Origin of the sequence: Fructilactobacillus florum DSM 22689 = JCM 16035 (assembly GCF_001436645.1) — a bacterium.
Classification (GTDB): domain Bacteria; phylum Bacillota; class Bacilli; order Lactobacillales; family Lactobacillaceae; genus Fructilactobacillus; species Fructilactobacillus florum.
The window spans coordinates 64,494-90,730 of record NZ_AYZI01000002.1; the positions used below are offsets into that span (position 1 = coordinate 64,494).

General features: G+C 41.5%; 22 protein-coding genes, 1 riboswitch and 1 other annotated feature. Of the genes, 18 read left to right on the forward strand and 4 right to left on the reverse strand.

From position 1 onward, the window contains the following. Positions 1-18: 18 nt before the first annotated feature. Positions 19-1,215 carry an ArgE/DapE family deacylase gene (locus tag FC87_RS01345; RefSeq protein WP_035421250.1) on the reverse strand — a complete coding sequence of 399 codons (1,197 nt, stop codon included), beginning with the start codon at positions 1,213-1,215 and terminating at the stop codon, positions 19-21. A 189-nt stretch (positions 1,216-1,404) separates the two neighbouring features. Between FC87_RS01345 and FC87_RS01350 the strand changes: the two genes are divergently transcribed. The 10 genes from FC87_RS01350 to yjeM all read left to right on the forward strand — a co-directional run bounded on the left by FC87_RS01350 (position 1,405) and on the right by yjeM (position 11,875). Next, entirely contained in the window at positions 1,405-2,697 is a 1,293-nt protein-coding gene (locus FC87_RS01350; RefSeq protein WP_056961381.1) for an ABC transporter permease, read from the forward strand. 173 nt (positions 2,698-2,870) lie between these two features. Next, on the forward strand, positions 2,871-3,548 hold the full coding sequence (locus FC87_RS01355) for a sugar transferase (RefSeq protein ID WP_035421272.1): 678 nt from the start codon (positions 2,871-2,873) through the stop codon (positions 3,546-3,548). Between the two features lie 22 nt (positions 3,549-3,570). Beyond that, a complete protein-coding gene (locus tag FC87_RS01360; protein ID WP_035421253.1) occupies positions 3,571-4,626 on the forward strand; it encodes an acyltransferase in 1,056 nt (351 codons plus the stop codon). A 329-nt stretch (positions 4,627-4,955) separates the two neighbouring features. Then, positions 4,956-5,963 (forward strand): NAD(P)-dependent oxidoreductase, encoded by a 1,008-nt coding sequence (locus tag FC87_RS01365; protein WP_035421255.1) that lies wholly within the window; start codon positions 4,956-4,958, stop codon positions 5,961-5,963. Positions 5,964-5,965: 2 nt separating this feature from the next. Then, positions 5,966-6,958 (forward strand): NAD(P)-dependent oxidoreductase, encoded by a 993-nt coding sequence (locus FC87_RS01370; RefSeq protein ID WP_035421257.1) that lies wholly within the window; start codon positions 5,966-5,968, stop codon positions 6,956-6,958. An 11-nt stretch (positions 6,959-6,969) separates the two neighbouring features. Further along, complete coding sequence (locus FC87_RS01375) at positions 6,970-7,575, forward strand: nitroreductase family protein (protein WP_009166988.1); 606 nt, start codon at positions 6,970-6,972, stop codon at positions 7,573-7,575. A gap of 17 nt (positions 7,576-7,592) precedes the next feature. Then, on the forward strand, positions 7,593-7,820 hold the full coding sequence (locus FC87_RS01380; protein ID WP_009166989.1) for a hypothetical protein: 228 nt from the start codon (positions 7,593-7,595) through the stop codon (positions 7,818-7,820). A gap of 116 nt (positions 7,821-7,936) precedes the next feature. Then, entirely contained in the window at positions 7,937-9,733 is a 1,797-nt protein-coding gene (locus FC87_RS01385; RefSeq protein WP_056961383.1) for a glycosyltransferase family protein, read from the forward strand. Between the two features lie 69 nt (positions 9,734-9,802). Beyond that, the gene (locus FC87_RS01390; RefSeq protein ID WP_009166991.1) at positions 9,803-10,321 is read left to right on the forward strand and encodes an MGMT family protein; all 519 of its coding nucleotides are present in this window, start codon (positions 9,803-9,805) and stop codon (positions 10,319-10,321) included. Between the two features lie 60 nt (positions 10,322-10,381). Beyond that, a complete protein-coding gene (gene yjeM, locus FC87_RS01395) occupies positions 10,382-11,875 on the forward strand; it encodes a glutamate/gamma-aminobutyrate family transporter YjeM (protein WP_056961385.1) in 1,494 nt (497 codons plus the stop codon). 44 nt (positions 11,876-11,919) lie between these two features. On the opposite strand, the gene FC87_RS01400 is transcribed toward yjeM, so the two are convergent. Then, entirely contained in the window at positions 11,920-12,441 is a 522-nt protein-coding gene (locus tag FC87_RS01400) for an HdeD family acid-resistance protein (protein ID WP_009166592.1), read from the reverse strand. A 139-nt stretch (positions 12,442-12,580) separates the two neighbouring features. On the opposite strand from FC87_RS01400, the gene FC87_RS01405 reads away from it, so the two are divergent. The 7 genes from FC87_RS01405 (at position 12,581) to FC87_RS01435 (ending at position 21,810) form a co-directional block, all read left to right on the forward strand. Then, on the forward strand, positions 12,581-15,181 hold the full coding sequence (locus FC87_RS01405; protein ID WP_056961388.1) for a YfhO family protein: 2,601 nt from the start codon (positions 12,581-12,583) through the stop codon (positions 15,179-15,181). A gap of 2 nt (positions 15,182-15,183) precedes the next feature. Then, positions 15,184-15,843, forward strand: a complete 660-nt coding sequence (locus FC87_RS01410; RefSeq protein ID WP_009166594.1) for a histidine phosphatase family protein — start codon at positions 15,184-15,186, stop codon at positions 15,841-15,843. A 41-nt stretch (positions 15,844-15,884) separates the two neighbouring features. Further along, positions 15,885-15,973: riboswitch (TPP riboswitch) on the forward strand. Positions 15,974-16,063: 90 nt separating this feature from the next. Then, positions 16,064-16,717: a TenA family protein gene (locus tag FC87_RS01415; protein ID WP_035421593.1), complete on the forward strand. Its 654-nt coding sequence runs from the start codon at positions 16,064-16,066 to the stop codon at positions 16,715-16,717. Position 16,718: 1 nt separating this feature from the next. After that, complete coding sequence (gene thiD / locus FC87_RS01420) at positions 16,719-17,531, forward strand: bifunctional hydroxymethylpyrimidine kinase/phosphomethylpyrimidine kinase (protein ID WP_035421595.1); 813 nt, start codon at positions 16,719-16,721, stop codon at positions 17,529-17,531. Beyond that, positions 17,518-18,180 carry a thiamine phosphate synthase gene (gene thiE / locus FC87_RS01425; protein ID WP_162257631.1) on the forward strand — a complete coding sequence of 221 codons (663 nt, stop codon included), beginning with the start codon at positions 17,518-17,520 and terminating at the stop codon, positions 18,178-18,180. The genes thiD and thiE overlap by 14 nt, the downstream gene beginning before the upstream one ends. Beyond that, complete coding sequence (gene thiM, locus FC87_RS01430; protein WP_035421600.1) at positions 18,170-18,958, forward strand: hydroxyethylthiazole kinase; 789 nt, start codon at positions 18,170-18,172, stop codon at positions 18,956-18,958. The genes thiE and thiM overlap by 11 nt, the downstream gene beginning before the upstream one ends. An 86-nt stretch (positions 18,959-19,044) precedes the next feature. Further along, on the forward strand, positions 19,045-21,810 hold the full coding sequence (locus FC87_RS01435) for a cation-translocating P-type ATPase (protein ID WP_056961390.1): 2,766 nt from the start codon (positions 19,045-19,047) through the stop codon (positions 21,808-21,810). An 84-nt stretch (positions 21,811-21,894) separates the two neighbouring features. Here the strand turns inward: FC87_RS01435 and FC87_RS01440 are convergent, their stop codons facing one another. Next, the gene (locus tag FC87_RS01440; RefSeq protein WP_054690345.1) at positions 21,895-22,656 is read right to left on the reverse strand and encodes a pyrroline-5-carboxylate reductase family protein; all 762 of its coding nucleotides are present in this window, start codon (positions 22,654-22,656) and stop codon (positions 21,895-21,897) included. Positions 22,657-22,710: 54 nt separating this feature from the next. Continuing rightward, complete coding sequence (locus FC87_RS01445) at positions 22,711-24,069, reverse strand: AAA family ATPase (protein WP_009166601.1); 1,359 nt, start codon at positions 24,067-24,069, stop codon at positions 22,711-22,713. 233 nt (positions 24,070-24,302) lie between these two features. After that, positions 24,303-24,540: a binding site (T-box leader), on the forward strand. A 209-nt stretch (positions 24,541-24,749) separates the two neighbouring features. On the opposite strand from FC87_RS01445, the gene brnQ reads away from it, so the two are divergent. Next, complete coding sequence (brnQ, locus tag FC87_RS01450; protein ID WP_035421607.1) at positions 24,750-26,123, forward strand: branched-chain amino acid transport system II carrier protein; 1,374 nt, start codon at positions 24,750-24,752, stop codon at positions 26,121-26,123. Positions 26,124-26,237 lie beyond the last annotated feature (114 nt).

A 26,237-nucleotide genomic window follows, 5' to 3' on the forward strand; every position in this document is an offset into this window, starting at 1 on the left:
TAATGGTGGTAAAAGTGATTAACTAAAGTACTGGTTAAATAGTTCGGTATAAATCTTAATGAAATTTAAATATACCCTCTTAGGAATTTGCTCATTGGGCATGTGCGAGCTACCATTTCCGGGACCAAAAATTAGAAAAGGAAAATCAGCTGGTTTATGACGCATCAGATTGGAGGCATCGGTAATTCCTGGGCAGGGTTTAATTGGAATTGTTTTCCCGCTAATGCGCTCGCCAATTGTTTGCGCTAGCTTAATTAAACTTGAATCGGCAGGAGCAATCACGGCGGGTTCATCCATCAGCACTTCCAAATCGATCAAGGGTTTGTTGGGATTTTTTGGAACGAGCTGGCTTAGCATTATATCAGTATTGTTGTTTTTAACAACACTTCGGTGAGCAATGATTGCTTGAATCTTTTTGATAGCATCGGCGCCCGTAAATTCTGGAATCGTCCGAATATTGATACCAGCTGTCGCTTCGTCAGGAAGGGAATTGATTTGAACGCCACCTTTGATGAGATTGTTATTAATGGTGACGCTCCCCAACGTGTCATTTTGGGGCAGCTCTGGGCTTCGAAGTTGTTGATTTGCTGCAACTAGAATGTCTAAGAGGGGATCAATTGCATTGAAGCCTAGGTCAGGAAAGGAACTGTGGGCGGCTTTGCCACGCGAAGTTAACTTGAGGTCTAATGACCCCTTTTCGGCATTGGAAATGTAGCCGGCAGATGGTTCCGCTACTAATAGCGCCGTAGCATCCTGCATATAACCGTCATGGTAGAAGTCATGTGACCCATTTTCTCCGATCTCTTCGCCATAGGTAGCCAGGAATCGGACGGTTCCGTGATTTGTGGGGAATTTCTCATGAAAGTTAATCAGGGCAATGGCTAACGCCGCTAATCCGCTTTTCATGTCAGAAACACCACGTCCATATAATATTTGGTTTTTTTCTGTAAGCTGAAAGGGGTTTGTTTTCCACTTAGTGCGGTCCCCGGGATCGACTACATCAAGATGGCCAGTAACAACAAGCACTGGCTGCCCACTACCAACTTCTGCGACAAGGTTGGCTCGCTTTTCATCATGAGAGATAACTTTCGCAGGAATATCATATTCTTGAAAGAGATTGGCAAGCACCTCTGCAACCCGTTTCTCTTCGTTGTTAACCGAAGGAATTTGAACTAAATCGGCCAAAATTTGGCAAGCTCTTTGATTAGTAATCATTGAAATAAGGCACTCCTTTATTTTTGGTATTTAATTAGACAACTTTATTTTACGCTTAAGGGGCTTGATTTGGATTAATAAGCGCCGGTATTTTTAAGCAGTTAATTCCTTGAATGATTAAGCTTAAACTAGTAGAATCTCTTTCTAGTTGTAATTTTCGACAATTCAAAATAGTAGGTGAGGGAAATTATGAATTTTAAGGAGTTTTTAACCAGCAAATTAACGATTGCATCGATTATCTTTGTGATTATTTATCAGATCATTATGTCAATCGTGTATATTCCAGGCTATCAGCATGTTACTGATCACGTTGATCGAACTAAGGTGGCTTTGGTTAACCAGGATCATAGTTCACAGGGAAAAAAGATTGCGCAGGGCATCAAAACGGGGATTGAAAAACAACACCAGAGCCCGACTGTAAAAAAATATGGTGATGTAGATCAGGCAACGAAAGATTTACGCAATAAAAAAAATTTAATGGTAATTAAAATCCCAGCGAACACCACTAAAAAGATTATGCAAGGTGAGCGAATTCCGCTGAAGTTTATTACCAACCCATATGATGACGAAACCAGCCTACGGATTGCGAGCGAAGTTCAGTCCGCCGTGGTAAATTCATTAAATACCGAATTAGCTCGCGCTGGGAACATCCAAGTGATTACGAAGATGTTGCTCCAAACGCAGGGGAAACAATTAATTCAGGAAAAAATGCAACAGGTCGCTGCGCAAAATCCATCTGTGGTGGCTAATCAACAAGCTCGAGTAGCCACGCAACAGCAGATCACACAACAGGTCACGCAGGGGATTGAAAAACAGGCGGAAAAATATGTGCAGTCGAATCCAGTGCAGCCGAAAACTGATCATATTAGTAAAAAGGGTAGTGCTAATTTAGCAATTATTATTGGCGTTATGTTAATTTCTCTAGGTTGCTTTATTAGTGTGATGTCTGCGGCGATCTTAATGTTTTCTCAGTTTGAGAATGCTCTATTGAAGGGAAGTAGTCGGCTACAAGCCTTTTTGATGTATGAAGGAGCCTTTGTAATTATTTCAGTAGTGGGACCAATTATTGGATTGTTGATTTTTAAACAGTTGGTTCATGCTAGTACAGCGGTCTTTTTCCAAATGTATCTTCAAAATGTACTAATGACATTTATATCGGTTCAGTTTGTTAGTCTCTTTACTTTCTTATTGGGTCGGATTGGTATTTTAATTAATCTACCGCTGGCACTCGTTCAAACCTTGGTTTCTGGTGCCATTATGCCAGTACAGCTTTTACCTGCGCCATACCAATTTTTCTATTATATTTTGCCACTTCCTAATAGCTACCAGGCAAATATCAGTATTCTTTCGGGAGTTAACTTAGATAAAATTCCAGGGTATGATTTTAAATTAATCATGATGGGAATTATCGTAGCCGGGCTAACTTTAATTGTGATTTATACGCGGAAATTTCACAACAAAATCAATGAAAATGTTAGTTAAATCTAGACCAAAAGCTGTTCTTCATGACATGGAGAACAGCTTTTTGCTTATAATTGGATTTTTGTTGCCAATTAAAGGAGGGTGGTTTTTAAAATTGGCTTGTTTTTGCTATAATTAGAATGTTTAAACTTATAGCGACGGTGAAGACCGGGCAAAGCAATTTGACGAAAAGTATGGTGAAAATATTGGCAAATGGTAATTCCAAAAATGAAATTTGGCTAGATCGAAAAGCAGTCCAGCATCGTCCAGTATACTTTGGCATTAAACGAATTGCCGATATTGTTCTTAGTATTTTAGGATTGCTGGGATTGAGCCCGTTATTGTTAATTTTGATTATAATGGTTAAATTTGACGGCTCGCACGGTCGCGTATTCTATATTCAAAAACGAATTGGAAAAAACGGAAAAGCTTTTCATATGTATAAATTTAGGTCAATGATTCCTAATGCAGATGCCTATTTAGCAAAACTACAGCAGAAAAATGAAATCCATGGAGCTATGTTTAAAATGAAAGATGATCCGCGGATTACTCGGGTAGGTAAATTTATCCGCAAGTATAGTTTAGATGAACTACCGCAGTTACTAAATGTGATTGGTGGAAGCATGTCGTTAGTTGGACCCAGACCACCGCTTCCCAGTGAAGTCGCAAAATATAGTAAATATGATGCCCAACGTCTCTATGTAGTCCCAGGTTGTACGGGTTTATGGCAGGTCACAGCGCGTAATGATACAGATTTCGCCGGTGCGGTGCGCTTAGACTTGGAGTACATTCAAAAAAGTAGTTTGCTGTTTGATTTAAAGATTTTATTAGGTACCGTTAAGGTAATGATTAAACCGAATGCCGCCTACTGATACTAGGAGAGAGAATGGATTGATGGAGAAACCAAAAAGATTAGTATACGTCGACTTAATAAATGTGCTTGCCATTTTTGGGGTTCTAGTGATTCATTCCTCATGGAATAAGGGAAGCGCTTCGCTTGAGCTTAGTAGTGCGCTATTGCGTAACATTTTTGCTCCAGCGGTTTTCTTGTTTATCATGAATTCTGGAGCAACGCTGTTAGACTACCGAGAAAAATATTCTACTAAAACTTTTCTAAACAAAAGGATTCACCGGGTAGTGCTTCCCTTCGTTTTTTGGAGCGTCATCTATTACTTGGTCGGGGGCTTTCTCAGGAATCCCTTGCCGAATGTGAATTTTACAGTAGCAAAACCAAGTTTATTAAATTTTTTGACAACATTCTTATCAGGAGATATTAATGGAGCATTCTGGTTTTTTTACTGCATGATTACTTTGTATCTTATCACTCCAATCCTGTCGGTATTGGTTAAAGATCATCTTAATTTAATGTTTTATTGGGTTTGTCTGGATTTTGTGGTAAGTTTTTTAATTATTTATCTTAATAATAACAGCTGGCATCTGACGCTTAATCAATATCTTTTTCCCCTAAATGCTACAAATTACGTTAGTTTTTTCATGATGGGTTATCTGCTTCGCGTAGGCTATTTTAAACCGGTGACATTAAAATATTTGGCAGTATTTGGAGGAGTTTCCATTGGGATCATGTTGTTATTAGCAGGACTCGCTGTTAAATTTAATCTCGATCCACTCTTGGCAAATTTAGGTTCATACGGTGGTCCTTTACTGTTTGTTTATACCATCGGCGCAGCGGTGTTTTTACAAAAGCTAGGGACTAAATTAGGGTTCTTTCAACGAAGACAAGTTCAAAAAGTCCTCGCGGCGCTATCGTCTTTAAGCTTGGGAGTCTATATTTTACATCCATTTTTCTTGAAATTGTTTTTTGTTTTAACGGGGACAGCATATACTAGCTGGTTAGATTTGTTGGTAATGCCAATTTTTACATATGTACTTTGTGGATTGGCGGTTTATTTACTGAAAAAAATTCCCTATGTAAAAACGATCTTGCCATAAAACGGGACTGCTAGGTTTTAATCAGTCGTACTTTGTAGCTTAACTGCAGACTCGCTGCGTGGGTAAGCATGGTTTTTTCTAAACGAAACCCTCGCCAATTATTCTAATTGTAATAATTGGCGAGGGTTTCGTTATATATTTAGAGACTGAATTTGCCGGGAACCAAAAAAGAGCACCGTTGGGATTATCACAAGGATCGCTGAACTAGCTAAGGTTGTAGCGAAATTGTGAACAATTGATTTAGTGATGAGTTTCGGCAAATCCTTGCCATTCTCCCGCTAACTAACCTATAATTAAAGTAATAGTTATCACAATTAGGGAGAGTAAGCATGTTTAAAATTACAGTTTATCACGTTCGTGAAGTCGAGCGACCTTTATTTGCTAAGCTCAATCAAAATAATTATGACATTAATCTGGTTGGAGATCGGCTTACCCCAGCCACGATTAGCAAAGCGGCTGATTCCGATGCGGTCCTACTTACAGCAGGGGATGACGCCGATGAAAAAATCATTGCGCAGTTGCATGATTATGGGATTAAGTATGTGTTTACCAGAGTTGTTGGAGTTGATAACATTGATTTAGCAGCAACTGCTAAATACAACATGCAGGTTGCCAACGTCCCTTGTTATTCACCACGAGCCGTTGCTGAGTTAGCCTTTATTTTAGGGATGACGATGTTTCGTCGGGTTGCACAAGCGGTCGTTAATACACAGCAAGGTGATTTTCGCCGGCGGCAAAGTTATTTTGCTAATGAAATTCATGATGCCACGGTTGGAATTGTTGGCGCTGGGCAGCTGGGGACCGCCGAAGCAAAGCTTTATCGAACAATGGGAACCCGGGTCTTGGCATATCAGCGGCACCCTGATCCAGCTAATCAAGCAGTTGAATTCACGGATTTAGACACGTTGTTAAAAACGGCTGATATTGTTTCTTTGCACGTTCCTTTTATTCCGGGGAAAACCGAAAACATGATTGGTCGACCGCAGTTAGATTTGATGAAGGACGATGCCATTTTGGTTAATACTGCTAGAGGTCCGGTAGTTGATAATCAAGCAGTGGCAACAGCTATTCAGGAACATCGCATTGGTGGTTATGCAACCGATGTTTTATTAGATGATAATGAGATTATGGATCATAAGTTCACCTCGTTAGCTGCCGTTCCTAATCAAATTGACCAAGCTTTGATGGCTAATTATCCCAATGTAATTGTGACGCCACATATGGGATTTTATACGGAAAAGGCGGTTGCTGATATGATTTCAATTAGCTTTACTAACTTTGAACAGACCTTAAAAACCGGACAACCGGTTTATTTAGTTGATAATAAGAGGGATTAATTGTGGCTAAAATAACTGTTTATAATGTGCAAGAATCTGAAGAACATTATTATACTGAACTGAATCATTATGATTTTGAATTGCAGCTAATTAACGAACCACTTACCAAGGAAACGGCAGGCTTTGCACAGGACTCAGTAGGAGTTCTAATCGATGGAACCACGCAGGCAGATGCTGATTTATTAGCAGTTTTAAAAAACATGGGCGTTAAGTATTTTTTTACGCGGTTTGCCGGATACAATAACATCGATGTGGATGCTGCGAACGCACGTGGAATTATGGTTGCATATGTTCCCTCGTACTCCCCCTTTGCAGTTGCTGAATTAGCAATGACGTTAGGGTTGGATTTGACCAGACATATCTTTGCTGCTAGTAGTATGACTCAAAGTGGGGATTTTCGAATCACGCCAGAATATTTTTCTAAAGAAATTGATCAACTAACAGTTGGAATTATTGGAGTTGGTCACATTGGATCAGCAGAAGCGAAGCTCTATCATGATTTGGGTGCACGAGTTTTGGGTTATCAACGGCATAAAAATGAAAATTCTAACGTGACGTTTGTAACTCTGGAAGAACTCTTAATGCAGTCAGACATTGTTTCTTTGCACGTACCATACGAACCGGGCGTCAATGATTTAATGATTGGTGCGACTGAATTAGGAAGAATGAAGTCCAACGCAGTTTTAGTTAATACGGCTCGCGGTGAATTAGTGGATACAGTTGCGGTTAACGGAGCCTTAGCAGATCAGGCGATCGCTGGTTTTGGAACGGATGTGCTTCCGGCTGAAACCGGAGTTTCTGGTAAGCACTTCGATCGATTGGAACAAGTTGCAGATAAAAATCTGCTAGAGCTTATGAAAAATTATCCGAATGTAATTGTGACACCCCACGTTGGTTTTAACACCGAGCCAGCGATGAAAGATATGATTAAAACTAGTTTTGCAAACTTTCATGAGGCATTGACCACTGGCAAAACGATTAATCAACTTAAATAGGAGTTGAAATTTTGGAAACGTCTTTTTTACAACTAATCAAACAACGACGGACGGTTTATGCTTTGGGAAAGCAGATTAATTTTTCTGAGGCAGAGATTTATGATTACATTAAGGACGTGATTCGGGCAGTTCCCTCGGCTTTTAATAGCCAGCCCGTGCGGGTCGCGGTTTTATTTAATCAATCCCACCAAGATTTATGGGAAATTGTTGCTACTGCATTAGCAGCGAAGATTCCGGCCGATTCATTTTTACGAACTAAAGCAAAAATCAGTACCTTTCAAAAAGCGTTTGGAACGATTTTGTTCTTTACCGATCTTGATGTTGTGCAAAAGCTCGTTAAGACACCTAAATTAGCGACCTATCAATATCAAGAATACAATTGGTCAGAAGAGGCACAGGGAAATGCTCAGTTCGCTGTTTGGACGGGGCTAGAAGCAAATGGATTGGGAGTTAATTTGCAACACTATGATCCGCTGATTACGGCGACAGTTAAACAGCGGTTTGCTATTCCGGAGCACTGGCAGTTACGAGGCGAAATGGTTTTCGGCTCCATAGAGCAGCCGGGAAAAATAAAACCAATGATTGCTGATGACGCACGGTTTAAATTATTTAAGTAGTCAGAGGATGGTTGGTAATGAAGCAAAAAGCAATTGAACAAAAACTACTTAAATTACGGCGGCTGGCTAATTTTTTGATTACGCCACTATGTCTAGCTCTCTTTGCTGCTTATTATTTTCAACGGCGCGCATCACCACTCGTCATGATTTTGGCAGCATTGGTGGTGTTAACCTATGTTCCTTATGGAATTGTTGTCTTGTATTTTGTCATTAAAAGACAGCAAACAAGTCGCCATTCACGGTGACCAGTAGCAGCTAAAAAGTATGCTATCAACGCTTAGCCTATCTAATTGATGGAGCTAGGCGTTTTTTTGTTGTACAATGGCAAACGTTGTTTATTTACATTAAAGGGGAAAAGAATGTGAAAGTAGAGCGAAAAAATTGGCAGACGGGACTAGCGATTTTGATCATTATGGCAGCAGTTTTGATTATGCTGTCACTTCAATTAGCAACAGGCGACGTCATCATTGGTTATGATACGTTCTTTCATTTTAATCGAATTTATGACACAGCAATGCAGTTTCAAACGCACCATTTTAATTACTTTATGTCAAACTTTGGCTACCGACAGTCAGGTCAGATTGTTAATGCCTTGTATGGTCCTTATATGGCTTACCTGTTAGGATTTTTGTTATTTTTAACGAAAAGTTGGTTTTGGTTTGAAATTACAACGGCCTTTGGGATCCTCACAATTGCTGGTTTAGGGGCTTACGGTTTATTTCGGAAACTTCGAATTAATCAAGGGTTAGCTGTGGCTGGGGCGATTATTTATTTGTCACAGAATTTTATTACATACTGGATTACGAGCTCCGCCTTTTTAGATTGGGGGGCGATGTTGCTACCCTTTGCATTAATGGTAGCAATTGATTTGTTGGCTGGTTCAGCAGCCAAGGTACACTTTACCCTGGCAATTGTGGTGGGACTACTGTTAGAAACGCATGTTTTAAGTGCGGTCATTACGGTTCTAATGTTCCTACCCTTTTTCATCGTCGGCTGGATTCGGTCATTAACCAAATGGGCATATTTCAAAAAGGTTGCTGCTAATGTAATTTTAGCTTGTTTACTAAGTGCCAATTACTTTGCAGCTTTCTATAACGTATTTATTAATAATCGTTTGATTCCTCCCTTTCGGGTAACCAATTTAGCCGATGGGGCGGTTCAATTCAGCACCACTAACTTAACTCAAAGCGGACTGGGAATTGTTTTGATGGTGATCATTAGCTTGCAGGGTCTGTTTATCATTTTTAATTTTAAGCTCAGCCGGTTAAATTTGATGCTAACTACGGTAGGATTTTTATTTTATTTAATCTCATCAACTTTGTTTCCTTGGAATCAGATCGGAAAAATTCTTCCTGATTTTCAGGATTTCTTGCAGTTTCCCTCCCGCTTTTTGGCTTTTGCGGGTTTGTTATTGTTGACGGGCTTTTTACTGTCGCTAAATCAATTTATTGCAAATTGGTCACAGTCACTGTTGAAAAATTCTAGTTACGCGCTGGTTGGCTTGTTAGCGGTGATGGCACTGATGTTAGGAGTCAAGAACATAAAGATTCAACTTGATAACAACTGGCAAATGACAGCTCATGCTCCACAAGTTGGGGTTTATGGGGCTCATCTATTTCCCAATGGTTTTTACCAGAGTGGGATTAGTAATCAGCGACTTAAACAAGATTTTCATGCTGCAAATTTGGTAACACCATTAAATGACGTGATTCGAGCAACTACGGACTATTTACCCAATACAACTAAGCAGGCCACGGTTTCGGGGTTACAAGATCAATATCGAAAGCAAATTACAGATAATAATCGTAATTATCACAAACAAGTTTTGGCAAATGGAAGCATGCAACTAACTTGGAAGAATAATCAAGCTGCTCGGGTCGTTCAGATTCCAATGGTAGCTTATCGAGACACCCAGGTGCGATTAAATGGCAAAGAACTGCACGAAACCAACACAGACGAGCATCTATCCCCTGATCAATATCGACGATCGGACATTGGAGCCATTCAAGTTCGGGCCGCCACGGGGAAAAATCGAATGGTGGTAAGTTATCAGGCTCCCTGGTATTTTACAGGAGCTTTGTTCGTTTCACTGCTTGCATGGATTTTAACGCTGGGATTGGAATTGTTGCGTAAAATTCGGAAAAACCGGCTGGTTTAGAATTATTTTGTTTTTTTCATTTAGGATGTGCTAAAATATTAAGCAACACTTAACGAAAGGAGGGGTTCCATGCAACGACTATACTGGGATGCAATAAATATTGATAGCCACAAAGTTTTCTATACTGTGAATGAACAGGGACTGAACTTCGTTAGTTCTCCTGAATGTGGGCTGTCGCAAGTTTTGAATTTTTACGCTCAATCCTTTGAGTATGTTCACGATCACGAAGTGACGGATGCTTATCGTAAATCCTTTAAACGTTACTTAAAGGGTAAAACCGGTGAATTTGTGGTAGATCGGGATAGCTTTGTTAATGGAACTCCCCAAGAAGAAGAGGTCTGGCAACGGATTGCGGCAATTCCCTACGGAAAAACTCAGTCGGTTGCAGTTCTTGCTGCGGAAGCTAAGGTTTCACAGCAGGTAGTTTTACAGGCTCTTCAAGCTTCGCCAGTTTGGCTAGTATTGCCTCTTCACCGGGTAACCGGTCGAGGAACCAAACAACTGAACTTTCGGACGAATCAGGCAATGCAGGATTACCTACTGCAGATTGAACAAAAACCAAAAGCTGAGTTTAAAGAATTACTGTAACCAGTAACTAGCCGGTAAGTAAGATGCGGCTAACTTAACTTTTAGGAGAAAATTGAATATATGAAAACCAGACAGTTAACCCTCATGTCGCTAGTTTTGATGGTCTTTACCTCGATCTTCAACTTTATCAACATTCCGCGGGCCTTTTATTTGATGGGCTATGCCTCGATCGGTTTTTACATCGTTGCGGCACTCTGCTTTTTTCTGCCATTTGCCTTTATGGTTGCGGAGTTAGGCTCGGCTTACCCCAATGCCCAAGGTGGCATTTATACGTGGATGGCGGAGGCGGTTAATCCCCGCTATGCCTTTGTTGGAATTGTAATTTGGTATACATCATTTATCACATGGATGTTAAATACCAGTTCAATTATTTGGATTCCGATTTCGACGGCAATATTCGGAGTCGATAAAACACAGACATGGCATTTACTGGGATTGAATGACGTGCAGACGCTTGGTATTTTAGCAGCCAGTTTAGTAATAGTAATTACCATAATTGCGAGTCGGGGATTGGGACGCTTCAAACTAATTACGTCAATTGGTGGTTTAGCAATGTTACTAGCTAGCGCAATCTTAATTGGTGGTGGGGCGGTGATCTTGCTATTAAACGGACACCCACTAGAACCACTTAGCTTCTTGAGTTTGATTAAATCACCTAATCCGCAGTATGTAACCGGGATTTCCGTGCTAAGTTTTTCTGTCTATGCCATCTTTGCTTTTGGTGGAATTGAAATTATCAGTGGTTTAGTGGATCAAACTAAAAATCCTAAACGGACTTTTCCACGCGGAGTTGCAATTAGTGCTTTGTTAATTACAATTGTGTATTCATTGGGGATTTTTGTAACTGGGATGTTTACAAATTGGAATCAGGTGTTTAATCCTGCCGATGGTTCGAAAGTTAATCTGGGGAACGAAGCCTTTATTGCGATGAATAATTTTGGCTACCAACTTGGATTAGCACTGCACTTTTCTCATTCCGTAGCCATTCAGATGGGGTTGTGGTCAGCGCGCTATATTGGTTTTTCGATGTTTTTGGCGTTAATCGGTGCATTTACGACGGTCATCTTCTCTCCAATCAAACAATTAGTTGAGGGTACCCCCAAACAAATTTGGCCTACCTTTCTACGGAAACAACGAAATGGGTTGCCGGTTAATGCGATGAGGGTGCAAGCCATGATTGTGATAGTTTTTATTTTACTGGTAGCTTTTGGCGGTAAAAATGCCAAAATTTTTTTCCAAATGGTAATTTCAATGACAAATGTGGCGATGTCGTTACCCTATCTGTTTATTGCGTTTGCTTTTTGGCGGTTTCGCAAGCGTAAACCAGTTCCAACTGCTTTTGTATTTTTCAAGAAAGATTGGATGGCCTACGTAGCAACGATGATAGTCTTAGCAACAGTTGGATTAGCCATTAGCTTTACAGTGGTAGCACCTGTTCTTAAGGGGGACTGGTTAACCAGCGGATTGATGGTTTTGGGTCCAGTGATTTTTGCAAGCTTAGCCTTGTTTTTTGAGGCTCGTTATCGTCAGCGAATCGAAAAAAATGGTAACTAAAAAGCCGAGCACTTTAAAGTGCTCGGCTTTTTAGCTTTAACTATTTAAAACGAACGAACAATTAGTAAGATCCCAAAGAACATAAAGTAGAAAGATACTAGGAAAAGTGCGACGCTAATGGCCATTTCAGGAGCAAATAATAATGAAAAGCCTAGAATTACACCAATGACACCAAGAACGACATTAAACCAAAACAGTCCGCGGTGTTCCTTACCAATGAAACGACTTGCCCATAAGGCGAAAAACGAATCAAAGATAAATGATAGTGAAATTAAAATCCAGATATAAACAGCACCAAAACTAGGCTGCATGAAAATTAAAATTCCAAGGATGATATCAATAACACTACTAAAAATCGTCCAGCCACGGCTGAGACCGAGATCTCGTTGCAATACCGAAATATCAGCTAATTTGAAAACCCCTTCGACAATTAACAAAATGGCAATTAAAATGATCAAAGCACGTAGGGAACCAATGGGGTTACGTAACATCACCAGTGACATCACGGCGAATAAAATTCCGAGCACTAAACTAAATGGATCAAATCTTCTTTCTGAACTAAACATAGAATCCCTCCTCATAATTAAGTTTATCTTAACATAGTCAGTGATTAAACTTAAGTCATAACAATGAAATTTAAGGGTTTGTATAGTAGAATAAAAATATTATGAGTTTTTGAAACATGACAGAAAAGAGAAACTACCTATGAAAAGAAAATGGGGCTTGTTCCTATATCCGTTGGCGGCTTTCCTATTACCAATGGTAATTACAATTATTGCCTTCGGTCTACACGGAATTGCTCCGCTTGGTTCGAAAAATATTTTGGTCAGTGATTTAGCCACTCAATATTTGCCATTTTTTAACTTTATGCGAACCCAGCTCGTACAGCATACTTACAGTGCTTATTCATTGTTATTATCCCTGGGAGATAATACGCTTCCGGTTTATACGTACTATTTGATGAGCCCTTTAAACTGGTTAGTTCGCTTTGTTCCAGAAACGGCAGTTCCACTGTTAATGGAAGCAATTATTATCATTAAAATTGGTCTAATTAGTTTATCGATGCAGCTCTTTTTGCAAGTTCGTTCGAAACAAGCGAACCTAATGCAACTTTTAGCTGGTTTATCATATGGACTGTGTGGCTTTGTTTCAATGTATTTTTATGATTTCATGTGGCTGGATGCACTAATCCTCCTTCCCCTGCTAACGTGGTCGCTTGACCGGCTCTTTTATCGGGGAAAATGGGGCAGTTATCTACTGATTTTAGCGCTAACGATCGTGGTCAACTATTACATGGGATATATGTTGTGCCTTTATTCTGTGATTTACTTTGTCTATTTAATTTTGCTAAACCAACGCCCAGAAACTGGTTTTTTTCAGTTTTTTAAACAGCACCGCCGTTTGGTATGTAAGTATCTGGGAGCTTCGTTGTTGGCAGCTAGTTTGGCAGCCTTTTTGTTGGTTCCAACGGTAATTGGAATGCTGGCAACTTGTAAAAGTAGTTTGAACCCAGTGAGTTTTTTGCCAATTCCTCGGTTTCTACCGTCGGTATTTACAGCGTTAGGCGTGGGCGCTACCAATTTTGCCAGTCGGCTAAATCATGAGCCAGCGCTCTTTGTTGGCAGCTTATTTACACTGGGCTTGTGGCTGTACTGGTTGTCGCCACTAATTACTCGCCAGAGAAAACGAGCCTCGTTTTGGTTAGTTGGTGCGATTTTCTTTGGGATGTTGATTTCCACTTTTGATACGATGTGGCATATGTTTCAGATGCCAGCCGGGTTTCCTTTTCGCGAAGTTTACATGTTGAGTTTTGTCGTAATTTTGTTAGGATATGATGCTTGGCAAGCAGGGGCTTTTTATGACCGTAGCTCGTTGATAAAGGCAATTACGCTGACGATTTCTTTGTTGTTAGCTGGTTATTTAACGGCCTATTTAGAGAAAATTATCGTACGAGTAACGAATTGGAAGTTCACCTATGTTGGTGCCAACCACTGGCATTTATTAGTAGCCTTGCTACTGATAATTTTTATTGGGATGTTGTTGTGGTATCAGGCATCGCACCGCGCTTCGTTTTTGGTGAAATTGGCGTTGCTTTTCGGGGTCAGCCTGGAGCTGGGAACCAATTTTTCGATGGCGCTGGGAGGAACAGATGAGTATGGCGAGCAGCACCGATTTGCAACTGCTTTTCAGCAATCTAAAAAAATTATTGACCGCCACACGGGTCATCAGAAAGATTTTGGGCGGACAAATTTAGATAATCGTTTATATAAAGCCAGTTTCAATATTAACTATAATCAATATAACGATGCGCTCTTGTTTAATTTTTTTGGAGTAAATAGCTATACCTCATCAATGAATAAGAACACTCATGATGCTTTGGCACAGCTAGGCTTGTATAGTCGCAATGAGCGAAGAATCAGTGTGAACGGTGTTACGCCCGTAACTGAGCAATTGCTGCGACTGGATCAGCGTTTGGTGATTGAACAGGATGGGAGCTATCGGGTCCACCATGATGCGCGTAATCGTGGATTAGGTTATGCCGTTTCTGAGCAAATCAATACCTATCATCCCGTTTCAAATCAGGTTTTTACTAATTTAAACCAGCTGGTGCAAAAAGAACAGGGGCGAACCAACAACTATTTCTTAGCCAATCAAATTGAGTTGGCACAAGTTCAAAAACAAGCTGGAATTTATCGCTATACAGTTAAAACAACCCCTAGAATAACTGGGAAACAGTACTTAGCTATTCCAACCAGTAGTCCTAATCAGCCTTTAGCTGTCAAAGTAAATGGACGCAGATTAAAAACGTCGGAACATCAACTAGGAGCTGAAATCATTCCGGTTGGTAAGTTTGCCAAAGGGCAGACTTATACAATTCAATTTAATTCAAGTACGAAACTTGCGAACCTTCAGAATAATTTAGTTGGTTTTGATGATGCAGGCTTTGATCGATATGTGACTGCAACAAATCCTTATCGGCTTAAAATCTCACATCCGGAGCGTTTGAAATTAAAAGGTCATGATTTTAAGGGGACGATTAAAACTACGACTAAGCGACCAGTAGTGCTGATTAGTTTGCCATATGATCGTGGGTGGCAGCTTACGGACGGGGGAAAACCTGTTAAAATAAAGAAAACAGTTGGTGGCTTGATGAGTGTTCACTTGACTCCTGGAAACCATGTACTTCATTTTAAGTATCAAACTCCAGGATTACGACTAGGAATGTTGATCAGTGCGCTCGGCCTTGTAGCCACTGCTGGCTTTTGGTGGTGGTTTAAAGATCAAAATAAGAGAGGAGTGGATTAGAAATGGCAGTTACAGCATATCTAGTACGGCACGGACAAACGTATCTTAATCTCTACAATAAGGTTCAGGGGTGGATTGATTCACCGCTCACCGAAAAGGGGATTCAAGATGCACGTACGGCTGGGGACCGACTAGCAACGATTAATTTTGATGCAGCTTTTACCAGTGACTCTGGGCGCGCGATCGCTACAGGACAAGAAATTCTAACTAAAAATCCAAACGGAATCAACGTGATCACCTATCAATTCCCTGAATTACGAGAGCAGTTTCATGGGTACTTTGAGGGAGAGAACTTAGAACAAATGTGGCAATTTGTGGGTGAACAAGTCCAAATTACCAATGAATCAGGCGTGTTAAACCACTTTGGTTTGGAGCGAGCTCGGGATCTAATCGCTAAAGCTGATTTGTATAATAACGCCGAGGATAATGCGCGGTTTTGGCAGCGATTGGATCGCGGCTTTGACCGGATCCGTTCGAATACAAAAGCGGGGCAACAAATTCTGATTGTTTCACATGGGATGACGATTCGTTCGATTGTTGATCGGTATGCTCCAGAACTTGATCAAGGGGATGCGGCCAAGAACGGTAGCATCACTAAATTAATAATTGAACCTGATGATATTAAAGTAGAATATTACAATAATATCGTCGGTGAAATCTAAGGTTGTCTTGGGGGTAAAAATCGGTTAGACTGATGGTATTCAAATAAAAGTTGGGGTGCCACGAGCTGAGATTATACCCATTGAACCTGATATAGTTCGCACTATCGCAGGAAACTTTCTTTAATTAGCCAATAATTCTGACTAGCTTTTGTCATCTTTATTAGCCTTCAGCTCGTGCTGAAGGCTTTTTTATTTGAACAAAATTAAGGGAGGAATTAACATGTCAAAACCAATCACTTCATTACAAAGACAATTGCAACAAATTGTAGCAAAACAGTTAGTAGATATCAGTAGGAATCCATTTGTGCAAGGCATTGCGGCTGGATCATTGCCCAGCACAGCAGTAGCAACATATGTCCAACAAGATAATCTCTATCTGCAAAAGTACTTAACAAATTACCAACAAGTTTTAGGAATCCTTGCTCCAGACCTGTTAGCGACAACTATCCATGCGATTGACACTGAAAATCGGGCTCACCAAGTATTATTAGCATTTCTTCAGACTGATAATGCCCAATTGATGAAAGGGACGGTAATTGAATTACCGACAACTAGGGCCTACTTGCAGCATATTCAAACGGCGATTACAGCAAACGCTTGGCAGGGATTAGCGGCGTTGTTGGCATGTCCACTTATCTACACGCAGCTTGCGGTCGAACTGCAGCAGCAACAAGCTGTTGTGCACCGTAATCCTTTTGCTGCTTGGATTGATTTTTATTTACCAAAAGCTGATTATTTTACAAAACGAATGATTGAACTATTTGTGAATGAAGGACAAACCAAGTCTGACTACCAGCAGTTTCATGCTTTACAACGATTTGAAGCCAGTTGTAAATATGAAAATGCCTTTTTTACGCAAGCAATGGAGGAGTAGCATGATACAGCAATATCCAACGGCATTGACAATTGCCGGTAGTGATTCTGGTGGTGGGGCCGGATTACAAGCAGATTTAAAAACGATGCAGGCATGTCAGACGTTTAGCACCAACGTTATAGTTGGGATAACGGCCCAGAATACTTTGGGAGTCCAGGGGCAGTATCCCTTACCAAAGCAGGTTGTTACGCGCCAGTTTGCTTCGATTTTAGCCGACTTTCATATTCAAGCCGTTAAGACAGGAGCTTTGTTTGATGCGGAACATGTACAAATGGTCGCTGACGAACTGCAGTGGAGCCGATTACCCAATCTAACGGTCGATCCGGTCATGATTGCTAAAGGCGGAGCGCACTTATTGACACCAGCGGGGATTAGAAAGATAAAAAGCCAGTTGCTACCGCAAGCGACGATCGTTACGCCTAATTTACCAGAAGCAGAGTTGTTAGCAGAACAACAGATTATTTCTGAGGCTGACCGGTTAAGTGCGGCTAAGAAGATTCAGCAGTTAGGAGCAAAAAATGTGATTATTAAGGGCGGACACGGATCAGGTCCGCTGGTTAAGGACTATGTAAGGTTAGCTAACGGGGATGATTTTTGGTTGACCGCTCCACGAGTCAAAACTAAGCGAACGCACGGAACGGGAGATACTTTGTCTGCCTCGATAACAGCATTTTTAGCTCAAGGATTGGGAATTTCAACAGCCATTCAACGAGCCCACGCTTATTTGGAAATGATCATCGAGAAACCATTAGTGCTTGGTCATGGGCACGGTCCATTAAATCATGGGGGATGGAGTGCGCATGATGAAATTTAAACCAGAAATGTTGCAAGTTTATCTAGTGATTGGGACGGCGAACGTGGATTATCGAGTAGATCGGTTGTTGGCGGTGGTCGCTGCAGCCGTTCGTTTGGGGGTCACGGCGGTCCAGTTTCGCGAAAAGGATCAAAGTCGCTTGACTTTTGCTGAACAGGTTCAACTCGGGCGGGCGGTACATCGTTTGACAGCTGCCCAGCAAGTTCCACTTTTTGTCGATGATAATTTTAAGTTGGCACAAGCCGTTGGGGCTGAGGGACTGCATCTTGGTCAAACTGATCCTTGGCCCGCATTGAAGCAGAAACAACAAGCTAATTTAATGGTTGGCCTATCAGTTCATGATTTTACTGAACTAAATCAGAGTCGCTCGTTGTTACCATACATTGACTATCTTGGGGTCGGACCAGTTTTTGCGACTAAAACAAAGTCAGATGCTAAAGCTCCCATTGGGACGTCAGGGCTAATGGATATGGTTCAACAGACTGATTTACCACTCGTGGCAATTGGTGGGATTAGTGAACGCAATGTTTGGAAACTTAAAACAATCCCAATTGCTGGGGTAGCAGTGATTTCAGCAATTACGACCAGTTCAAAGTTAGCGACGACCATCAGAACTTTAAAACTCCAAGGAGGTTTTCATGACCAGTAATCTAATCGCACAAATTAGACAGCATAATCCAATTGTTTTGAATATTGCTAATCAAGTTACGCCGCAACGGGTTGCTGATGGAATTAATTTCTTAGGGGGTTCCCCCATGATGGTCTCCGATCCACTCGAGGTAGCTGAGTTGGCTAAGTTGGCTCAGGCCGTTACTCTTAATTTGGGCTCGACCAGTCCCACGGCACAATTAGATATGCTTACAGCGGGTCGAAGCGCTAATCAACATCAACTTCCGGTAGTTTTTGATCCAGTGGCGGTGGGGGCTTCATCCGTTCGAACAGAGCGTACCCAGCAGCTTTTGCAACAAGTCAAGGTAGATACGATACGTGGCAATGCCGCGGAAATTGCTCAGCTAGCGGGAATTGCTTGGCAAATTCATGGAATCGATGCGGGAGCTGGTGAGGTTAAGGTTTCAACCATTGCCAAACAAGCCGCCCAGAAGCTACGGTGTCGAGTCGTATTATCAGGCGCTCATGACATCATTACTGATGGAGTCAATGGGTATGAAGTGCACAATGATGTAAGTTTGTTAGCAACTAATGTTGGAATGGGTGATGTGCTAGATGGTATTTTAGCCACTGCAATTTCACAAGCAACGAGTCTTTATGACCTAGCCTTGGCAACGGGAATCCTGCCGGTAGCCGCCGAACGAGCACTTGTTAAAACTGGCACTCGGCCGGCATCATTTTTAGTCGAAACTTACAACCAACTGGCAGCCTTGGATGATACCCAGCTGGATGATAGACTGCAACTATCAACAATCTAATTTTACAAATTGTTTTTTTGTTGGAAAGGGTTAAGATGGGATTACGATACTTGAAGCTAACTTAGCAAACAGCAAGGAGTCCTATGATGAGTCAACCAACTAATGATGTAGCTGCGCAATTGGAAATCCCCCAGTTGGAACAACAGTTGCAAACATCGGTAACGACCGGTTTGGATACGCAAACGGCACAAAAACGATTTCAAACTGATGGTGCCAATGTAATCGAAAGTGGTCAGCATACTAACCGACTGCTTGATTTTCTACAAAATTTCACTTCGCTCATGGCTTGCCTATTATGGGTTTCGGGGTTAATTGCCATGGTATCAGGAACCGTTGAATTAGGAATAGCAATTTGGGCAGTTAATATTATCAACGGTCTGTTTTCATACTGGGAAGCGCATGCAGCTAAAAAAGCAACGGATGCTTTGAGTAAGATGCTGCCAACCACTGTTAACGTCCTTCGTGATGGCCACCAACAAGCTATTCTAGTACAAAACGTGGTTCCAGGTGATGTGGTAGAAATTCAGGCAGGGGATGCAGTTCCTGCTGATGCGCGGGTTTTATCAGCTGCCAATTTACAAATTGATGAATCTTCATTGACGGGCGAGTCTGTGCCCGTTGCTAAAAAATCTACCTATCAACATGGGGATGGGAAGTTTTCGATTACAAACATTATCTACGCAGGCACGGTGGTTACCACTGGAACAGCTCAAGCGGTAGTTCTTGCTACAGGAATGCAGACGGAGTTTGGTAAAATTGCCCATTTGACCGAATCACAAAGTTCAATGGTTTCACCACTGACAAACGAACTTAATCGTTTAACGCGGCAGCTATCTGTAATTGCATTGCTAATTGGACTTGGATTTTTTATTCTTGCAATTTTCTTTGTTCATTATCCCGTTGCAAAAGCCTTTATCTTTGCGCTTGGGATGATTGTTGCTTTTATTCCCGAGGGCTTGCTACCAACGGTGACGCTCTCGTTAGCGCGTGGGACCCAGGAGATGGCAAAAAAACACGCACTCTTAAAGAGTTTAAACAGTGTTGAAACGTTGGGAGAAACGAGTGTGATCTGTTCTGATAAAACAGGGACGCTAACGCAAAATCAAATGACCGTTACCCATCTCTGGTTGCCAGCAGAGGAGTTTACGGTGACCGGGACGGGTTATTTTAACAATGGTCAAATTCAATTCCAAAAAGAACCGATGAAGTTAGCGCAGCACCCTGATTTAAATCGGTTACTAGACATTGCGTTGCTAAATAATGATACGCAGGTCGTCAGTGAAGCTGATGGTAAGCAAGCCCCCAAAATTTTAGGAACACCGACGGAGGCAGGACTTTGTATTGTAACTGCGAAGGCTGGATTAAATTTACCTGAGCGACAACAGGCAGCACCGCGTTTGACGGAATTGCCATTTGATTCAGATCGAAAAAGAATGACGACGATCCAAAAACAGACCAACGCGCCTGACTTGATTTATGTTAAGGGAGCTTTGTCAACCATGCTTTCGGTTTGTGATCGGATTTTAGATGGCAATCAAGTTCGCCCACTAACAGCTGCCGATCAGCAACGACTACAACAGGCCAATCAGGATTACGCGGCTCAAGGGCTTCGTTCTCTGGCCTTTGCTTATCGAGAAGCAACTGACTCTGATCAGGGGAAGTATGCGATTTCCACCGCTGAACAGCATTTGATTTTTGTTGGCTTAGCGGTAATGCAAGATCCTCCTCGACCAGAAATCTATCAGGCCGTCCAAAAATGTCAAAATGCTCACATTAAAATCATCATGGTTACTGGTGATAGCGCTCTGACGGCGAAAAGTATTGCTGTAAAAATCGGCATTGTTTCGGATCAAGCCCGAGTGATTACTGGAGAAGAACTGGCCCAGTTGAGTGATGCCCAATTACAAGCTGCGGTTAAAAACGAAGTTATTTTTGCAAGAGTGGCACCGGCAGATAAGTATCGCATTGTTTCGATGTGTCAAGCTAACGGTGAGATTGTTGCCTCAACTGGTGACGGGGTTAATGATGCCCCCGCCTTAAAGCGAGCTAACATTGGAATTGCAATGGGATTGAACGGGACGGATGTTGCCAAACAAGCTGCGGATATGATTTTGACGGATGATAACTTTGCTTCGATTGTTGCTGCCATTGAAGTAGGACGCACCGTTTATAAAAACATTCAAAAATTTCTGACGTATATTTTCACTAGTAACGTCGGCGAAGCCTTTCCTTCACTGCTCTTCTTGGCTTCCGGAGGCTTGATTCCTTTGCCACTAACAGTGATGCAGATTTTAACGGTTGATTTAGGGACGGATATGCTGCCGGCCCTTGGTTTGGGCGCTGAGCCAAGTGAACCGGGGGTAATGAACCAACCACCCCGAGCACGGACGGCCCACTTGTTAACTCCGGGAATTATATGGAAAAGTTTTGGATATTATGGTTTGCTGGGGGCGTTGATTTCAATGGGAGGGTATTTCTTTGTTAATTGGCAATTTGGTTTTCCACAGGTACCCCTAGCTAGCACCGGAAAAGTTTATGCAATGGCTACGACCATGACCCTAGCGGCAATTGTCTTTTCACAAATTGCCAATGTTCTAAATTGCCGAACTGAAACGACGTCGCTGTTTCGAGTCGGGGTGTTCTCAAACCATCGGATTATCAGTGGAATTATTTTTGAAATTTTGCTGTTAGCATTTTTGGCATACACACCAGGAGTTCAGAGCCTCTTTGGCACTGCTCCATTGAATGGACTTGACTGGTTGTTCTTAGCCTGCATTCCGGTTCCTTTGGTGCTATTAGAGGAAGCACGGAAATGGTTCGTTCGAAGACGAGTAGCCCGGATAAAGAATTAATTGAATAGATTAGGATTTATAAAAAAAGGGTAATTAGTTTGAACAACTAATTACCCTTTTTTATATTGACAATGATAAAATCAACTATTCGTTAGCTGCGTTGATAGCCTCATTGACAGCATTACTAAATCCGTGTCGATCTAAGGCTAGCACCCCTTTAATGGTCGATCCACCGGGAGAAGTAACCTGATCTTTTAAAATTGCTGGATTGGTACCAGTGGTTAAGGCCATTTTAGCACTGCCGGCAACCATACTAGCAGCGACCTGATAGGCAGTTTTACGATCTAAGCCGTTTTGTACGGCTGAGTCTGCGAGGGCGCTTAAAAAGATATCGACAAAGGCTGGACCGCAGCCCGCAACTGTCCCTAAAATTCCAAGCTGTTCTGCGGCAACGGTGTTTACCGAACCTAGGCTGGACAACACTTTCATAGCCGTTTGCTGGTCTTTGGGGGTAACCGTTTGGGATCTTTCTAAGGCAATCGTCCCCGCATTGACGGCGACCGGAATGTTAGGAATAATGGCTAGCACGGAGTTTTGAGGAAACAGTTTTTGAATCTCTGCTGGAGCCACTCCCTGAGCGGCGGAAATGATGATTGTGTGCGATGCAAGGGGAAGATCCTTTAAAATTGTCAGCGTAGTTGGTGCTGGCGTTGCCACAAATAAAATGTCTACCTCACTCAAAGTAGCTGTTTCTGCAAAGTGAAAGCCAAGTTCTTTTTGAAAAGAGGCTAGCGCAGCTGATTCGTGATGGATCTTAACAAAAATATGATCGGCATCGTAGTTAGTAGTTAGCCCGCGAATAATGGCACTACCCATACTACCGGCACCTAAAATTCCAATTTTCATGGTGAACTCCTTTTTGTAAGTAGTGGATAATATTTAATTATAACAGATTTCTGGTTAATCAGCTGGAGTAGCAGCGAGAGCCTGGTTAAGATCATCATTTGTAATGGTTTCCAGCGTTTTTTTGGTTGGATTTTTTTGAAAGGCCACTCGCCGAGCTTGCATTTGCAACATTGCCTGATACAGATTACGTGCCCACCGTGCATTTCCACTAGGATGATGGTTAGTAATATAGGCAGTGACGGTAGTTTCCAAATAAACTGGATCCTCCAATTTAACAATGCCCTCATGTTTAATCATGTTGAACAAAATTTGAACCAGTTCCTCGACCTGATAGTCGGCAAAGTAAATCCGGTTAGGAATTCGGGAACGAAGTCCAGGATTATCATTCAGAAATTCTTCCATTTTATCGGTATAGCCAGCCAGAATCACAATCAGATCTTTGCGATGATTCTCCATTCCAATGATGAGCTGATCAATAGCTTCATGACCAAAATCAGTGGGGCTGTCTGGATGGGAGAGCTGATAGGCTTCATCGATGAATAGCACGCCTCCAAGCGAATTTTCGATAACGCGCTTAGTTCGGTCGGCAGTAGTCCCGGTATAGTGTCCGACTAAATCCGAGCGATCGGTATTAACTAATTTATTATCACTAATAATCCCATTTTGAAAGAGGATGGCGGCAAATAGTTTGGCTACCGTGGTTTTTCCGGTTCCGGGATTACCCACGAACACCATGTGTTTACTGATTCCCGTTGGGGTTTTTAAGCCATGTTTTTCGCGTAGTTGGTTCATTTTAGCAATGGCAATCATGTCAATAATCTGTTTTTTGGCTTCCTCTAGTCCCGTTAAATCATTTAATTCTTGCATTGCATCAATCGAGGTATCGATAGTTTCAATGTTGAGATTGAGATCATTATTGGCTTCTGCTGGTTCATGATTCTCAGCTTTTGGGTTCTTTTTGGCATCCTCATCTAGGTTGCTTAGATCAAGATCTGCAAGCGGATTTTCAGCAAACAGCTTTGCCGCATAGTCATAGCGATCATTTGCTTTAGCGATATTAATCGTAGCCAGATAAGAACTGTCATCGGCAACGATCGTTTCTACATCAACAAGGGGTAAATGCGCCTGCAAATCAGCAACCGTTGTTTTTTGATCGAGTGGAAAGTATAGATACATTTTGCGGTTTTTAAAATCAAACTGATAACCAAACGTTTTGCCAATGACGGGACTTAATTGGTGCAAAAGAACGACCATGTTATCAGTCCAGTCGGTAGTATTACCATCATCATTTTTGACATGTTGGTAGGATTTAATGTTTTTAATTCGAAAAGTTTGCGTCTGGAGTTGCTGATCCAGCTGATGATTTTCTCGATAAAATAATTGTGCATACGTTTTTAATTCTTCGAAGGTCATGCTTCCACTTCCTTTGCTGGATGTTTAACCTGTTTATTTTAGCTGTTAGTCGATGAAAAGTAAACCAGAAATGCCTGAAAAGATGGGTGCTCCTTACAAGTAGGTGGGGTAGTCACGCTGAACTAAATTAGTATTTTGTAACTATAAAGATTACCAACTTCATGAAAAGATAAAAAAATTGTTGACAAAGGCTAATAAATACGTAAAATCATAGATAATTATAAAGAAATAAAACAAAAACGAAGCTCAGTCAAGTATTTTGTTCGTGATTCCCAGAGAGTTCTAGCTTGGTGCAATAGAATGTTTTGCGACAAAAGAAAATCAACTGTAAGTTGCAATTGCGAAAGGTTTAATAGTGATTGCTGGGATTGCCCATTATCGCAAACGAGTATCGTTATTGAACTGTACTTAGAGCCGTTTTCTAAAGGAAACGGAAAGATGGGTGGTAACACGTGTGAGAACGTCCCTGATTGTGTCATTGACACAGTTAGGGACGTTTTTTGTTTGCAAGCCACGTCACAAAGTGCAGGGAAATAGCCGTATTTAGTAAGATGATCGGTGGGTTAGTTAGCATCGATTTTAACGAGGTGGTACCGCGTTTTTAACGTCCTTGTTCGCTTAGCGAATGAGGACGTTTTTTATTTCATTATAATAAATTCAAAACTTAAAGGAGTTTGATTATGAAGCAGGAAACAAAAAATGCACGACTTACCTGGAAACAGCATCTTGTTTTAGCTTCACTGTTGTTTGGACTGTTTTTCGGAGCTGGTAATCTGATTTTTCCAATCCATTTAGGTCAAATTGCTGGACCAAATTGGTTTCCGGCGGCCATTGGTTTCTTATTATCAGCCATCTTGCTACCATTGTTTTCAATTTTTGCACTCAGTCTCACTAAGAGCAGTAGCATGTACGAACTGGTTTTGCCGGTGGGTCGCATCTTTTCACTGTTATTTTTAATGGCGGCCCACGGTTCGATGGGATTGCTAATTGGGTCTCCGCGGCTTGCCACGGTAACTTTTACCATGGGGGTGCAGCCGTTTGTTCCTAAAACGTGGCTTCCGATAGCGTTGTTTTTGTTTTCTGGATGTTTCTTTGCGTTAATCATTGCCTTAGCATATCGACAGACCAGTATCATTAAAAGTGTTGGTCAAATTCTAAATCCGTTATTTGTTACATTACTGATTCTGTTATTTTTTGTAGCTTTCATTATCAATGGTGACTTGACCAAACTACCCTTGGTTTCTCAACCGGGACAGGGAACGCCGTCTCTAATTAGTGGATTCTTGGAAGGTTATAATACCATGGACGCTCTAGCGGGACTGGGATTTGGGGTGACTATTATTGCGGCAATGCGCGTTTATTTGAAACAGAAACAGCCGCCTGCGCTTGAGGTTGTCAAAGTTGGAATGAGTGCAATGGGCTTTGAAGCATTGATTTATGTAAGTTTAATTGCCCTGGGAGCCTTAAGTTTAAGCTATGGAAAGGTTAGTCCTGATGGGGGAACCGCCTTTACGCAAATTATGCAGCATTACACTGGTTTTTTGGGAGCTGCTCTGTTAGCTGCCCTGACCTTTTTAGCTTGTTTGACGACCGCCGTAGGAGTATTGACTTCCTTTGCTCAGGATTTAGGCAATCGCTTTCCTAACATCGGTTATCACAAATTTTTGCTAGGGGCTAATTTGATTGCCTTTATAATTGCAAACTTTGGTTTGGAACAGATTATTGCTTTTTCAGCCCCCATCCTCAGTTTGCTCTATCCGATCGCAATTACGGTAATCTTGTTAGGGCTTTTGAATCGCTGGATTGGTCAGAACGTGGTTTTCTATCGAGTGACGGTAACTTTAGTGATGGGACCGGCTTGTCTGGATTTCTTTCACACCTTACCCCCGGTTTTACATCAGTTTAAGTTGGTGCAATCATTGGATAGGTGGAGTTTACTCCACATTCCATGGTTTAGTATTGGACTTGATTTCATTCCCTTCATGGTGGGCGGGCTAGCGCTGAGTGCCCTAATTGTCGTGGGACAACATTGCCTTGCTAACCAGCACAATTAATTAGTGATAAAAAGCTTTGACAATTAATTCGAACGATATATAATATTCACAACTATTAAATATTAATTAAGCTAACTAGGTTTTTATAACGATTATGACCATTAAGAACGGGAA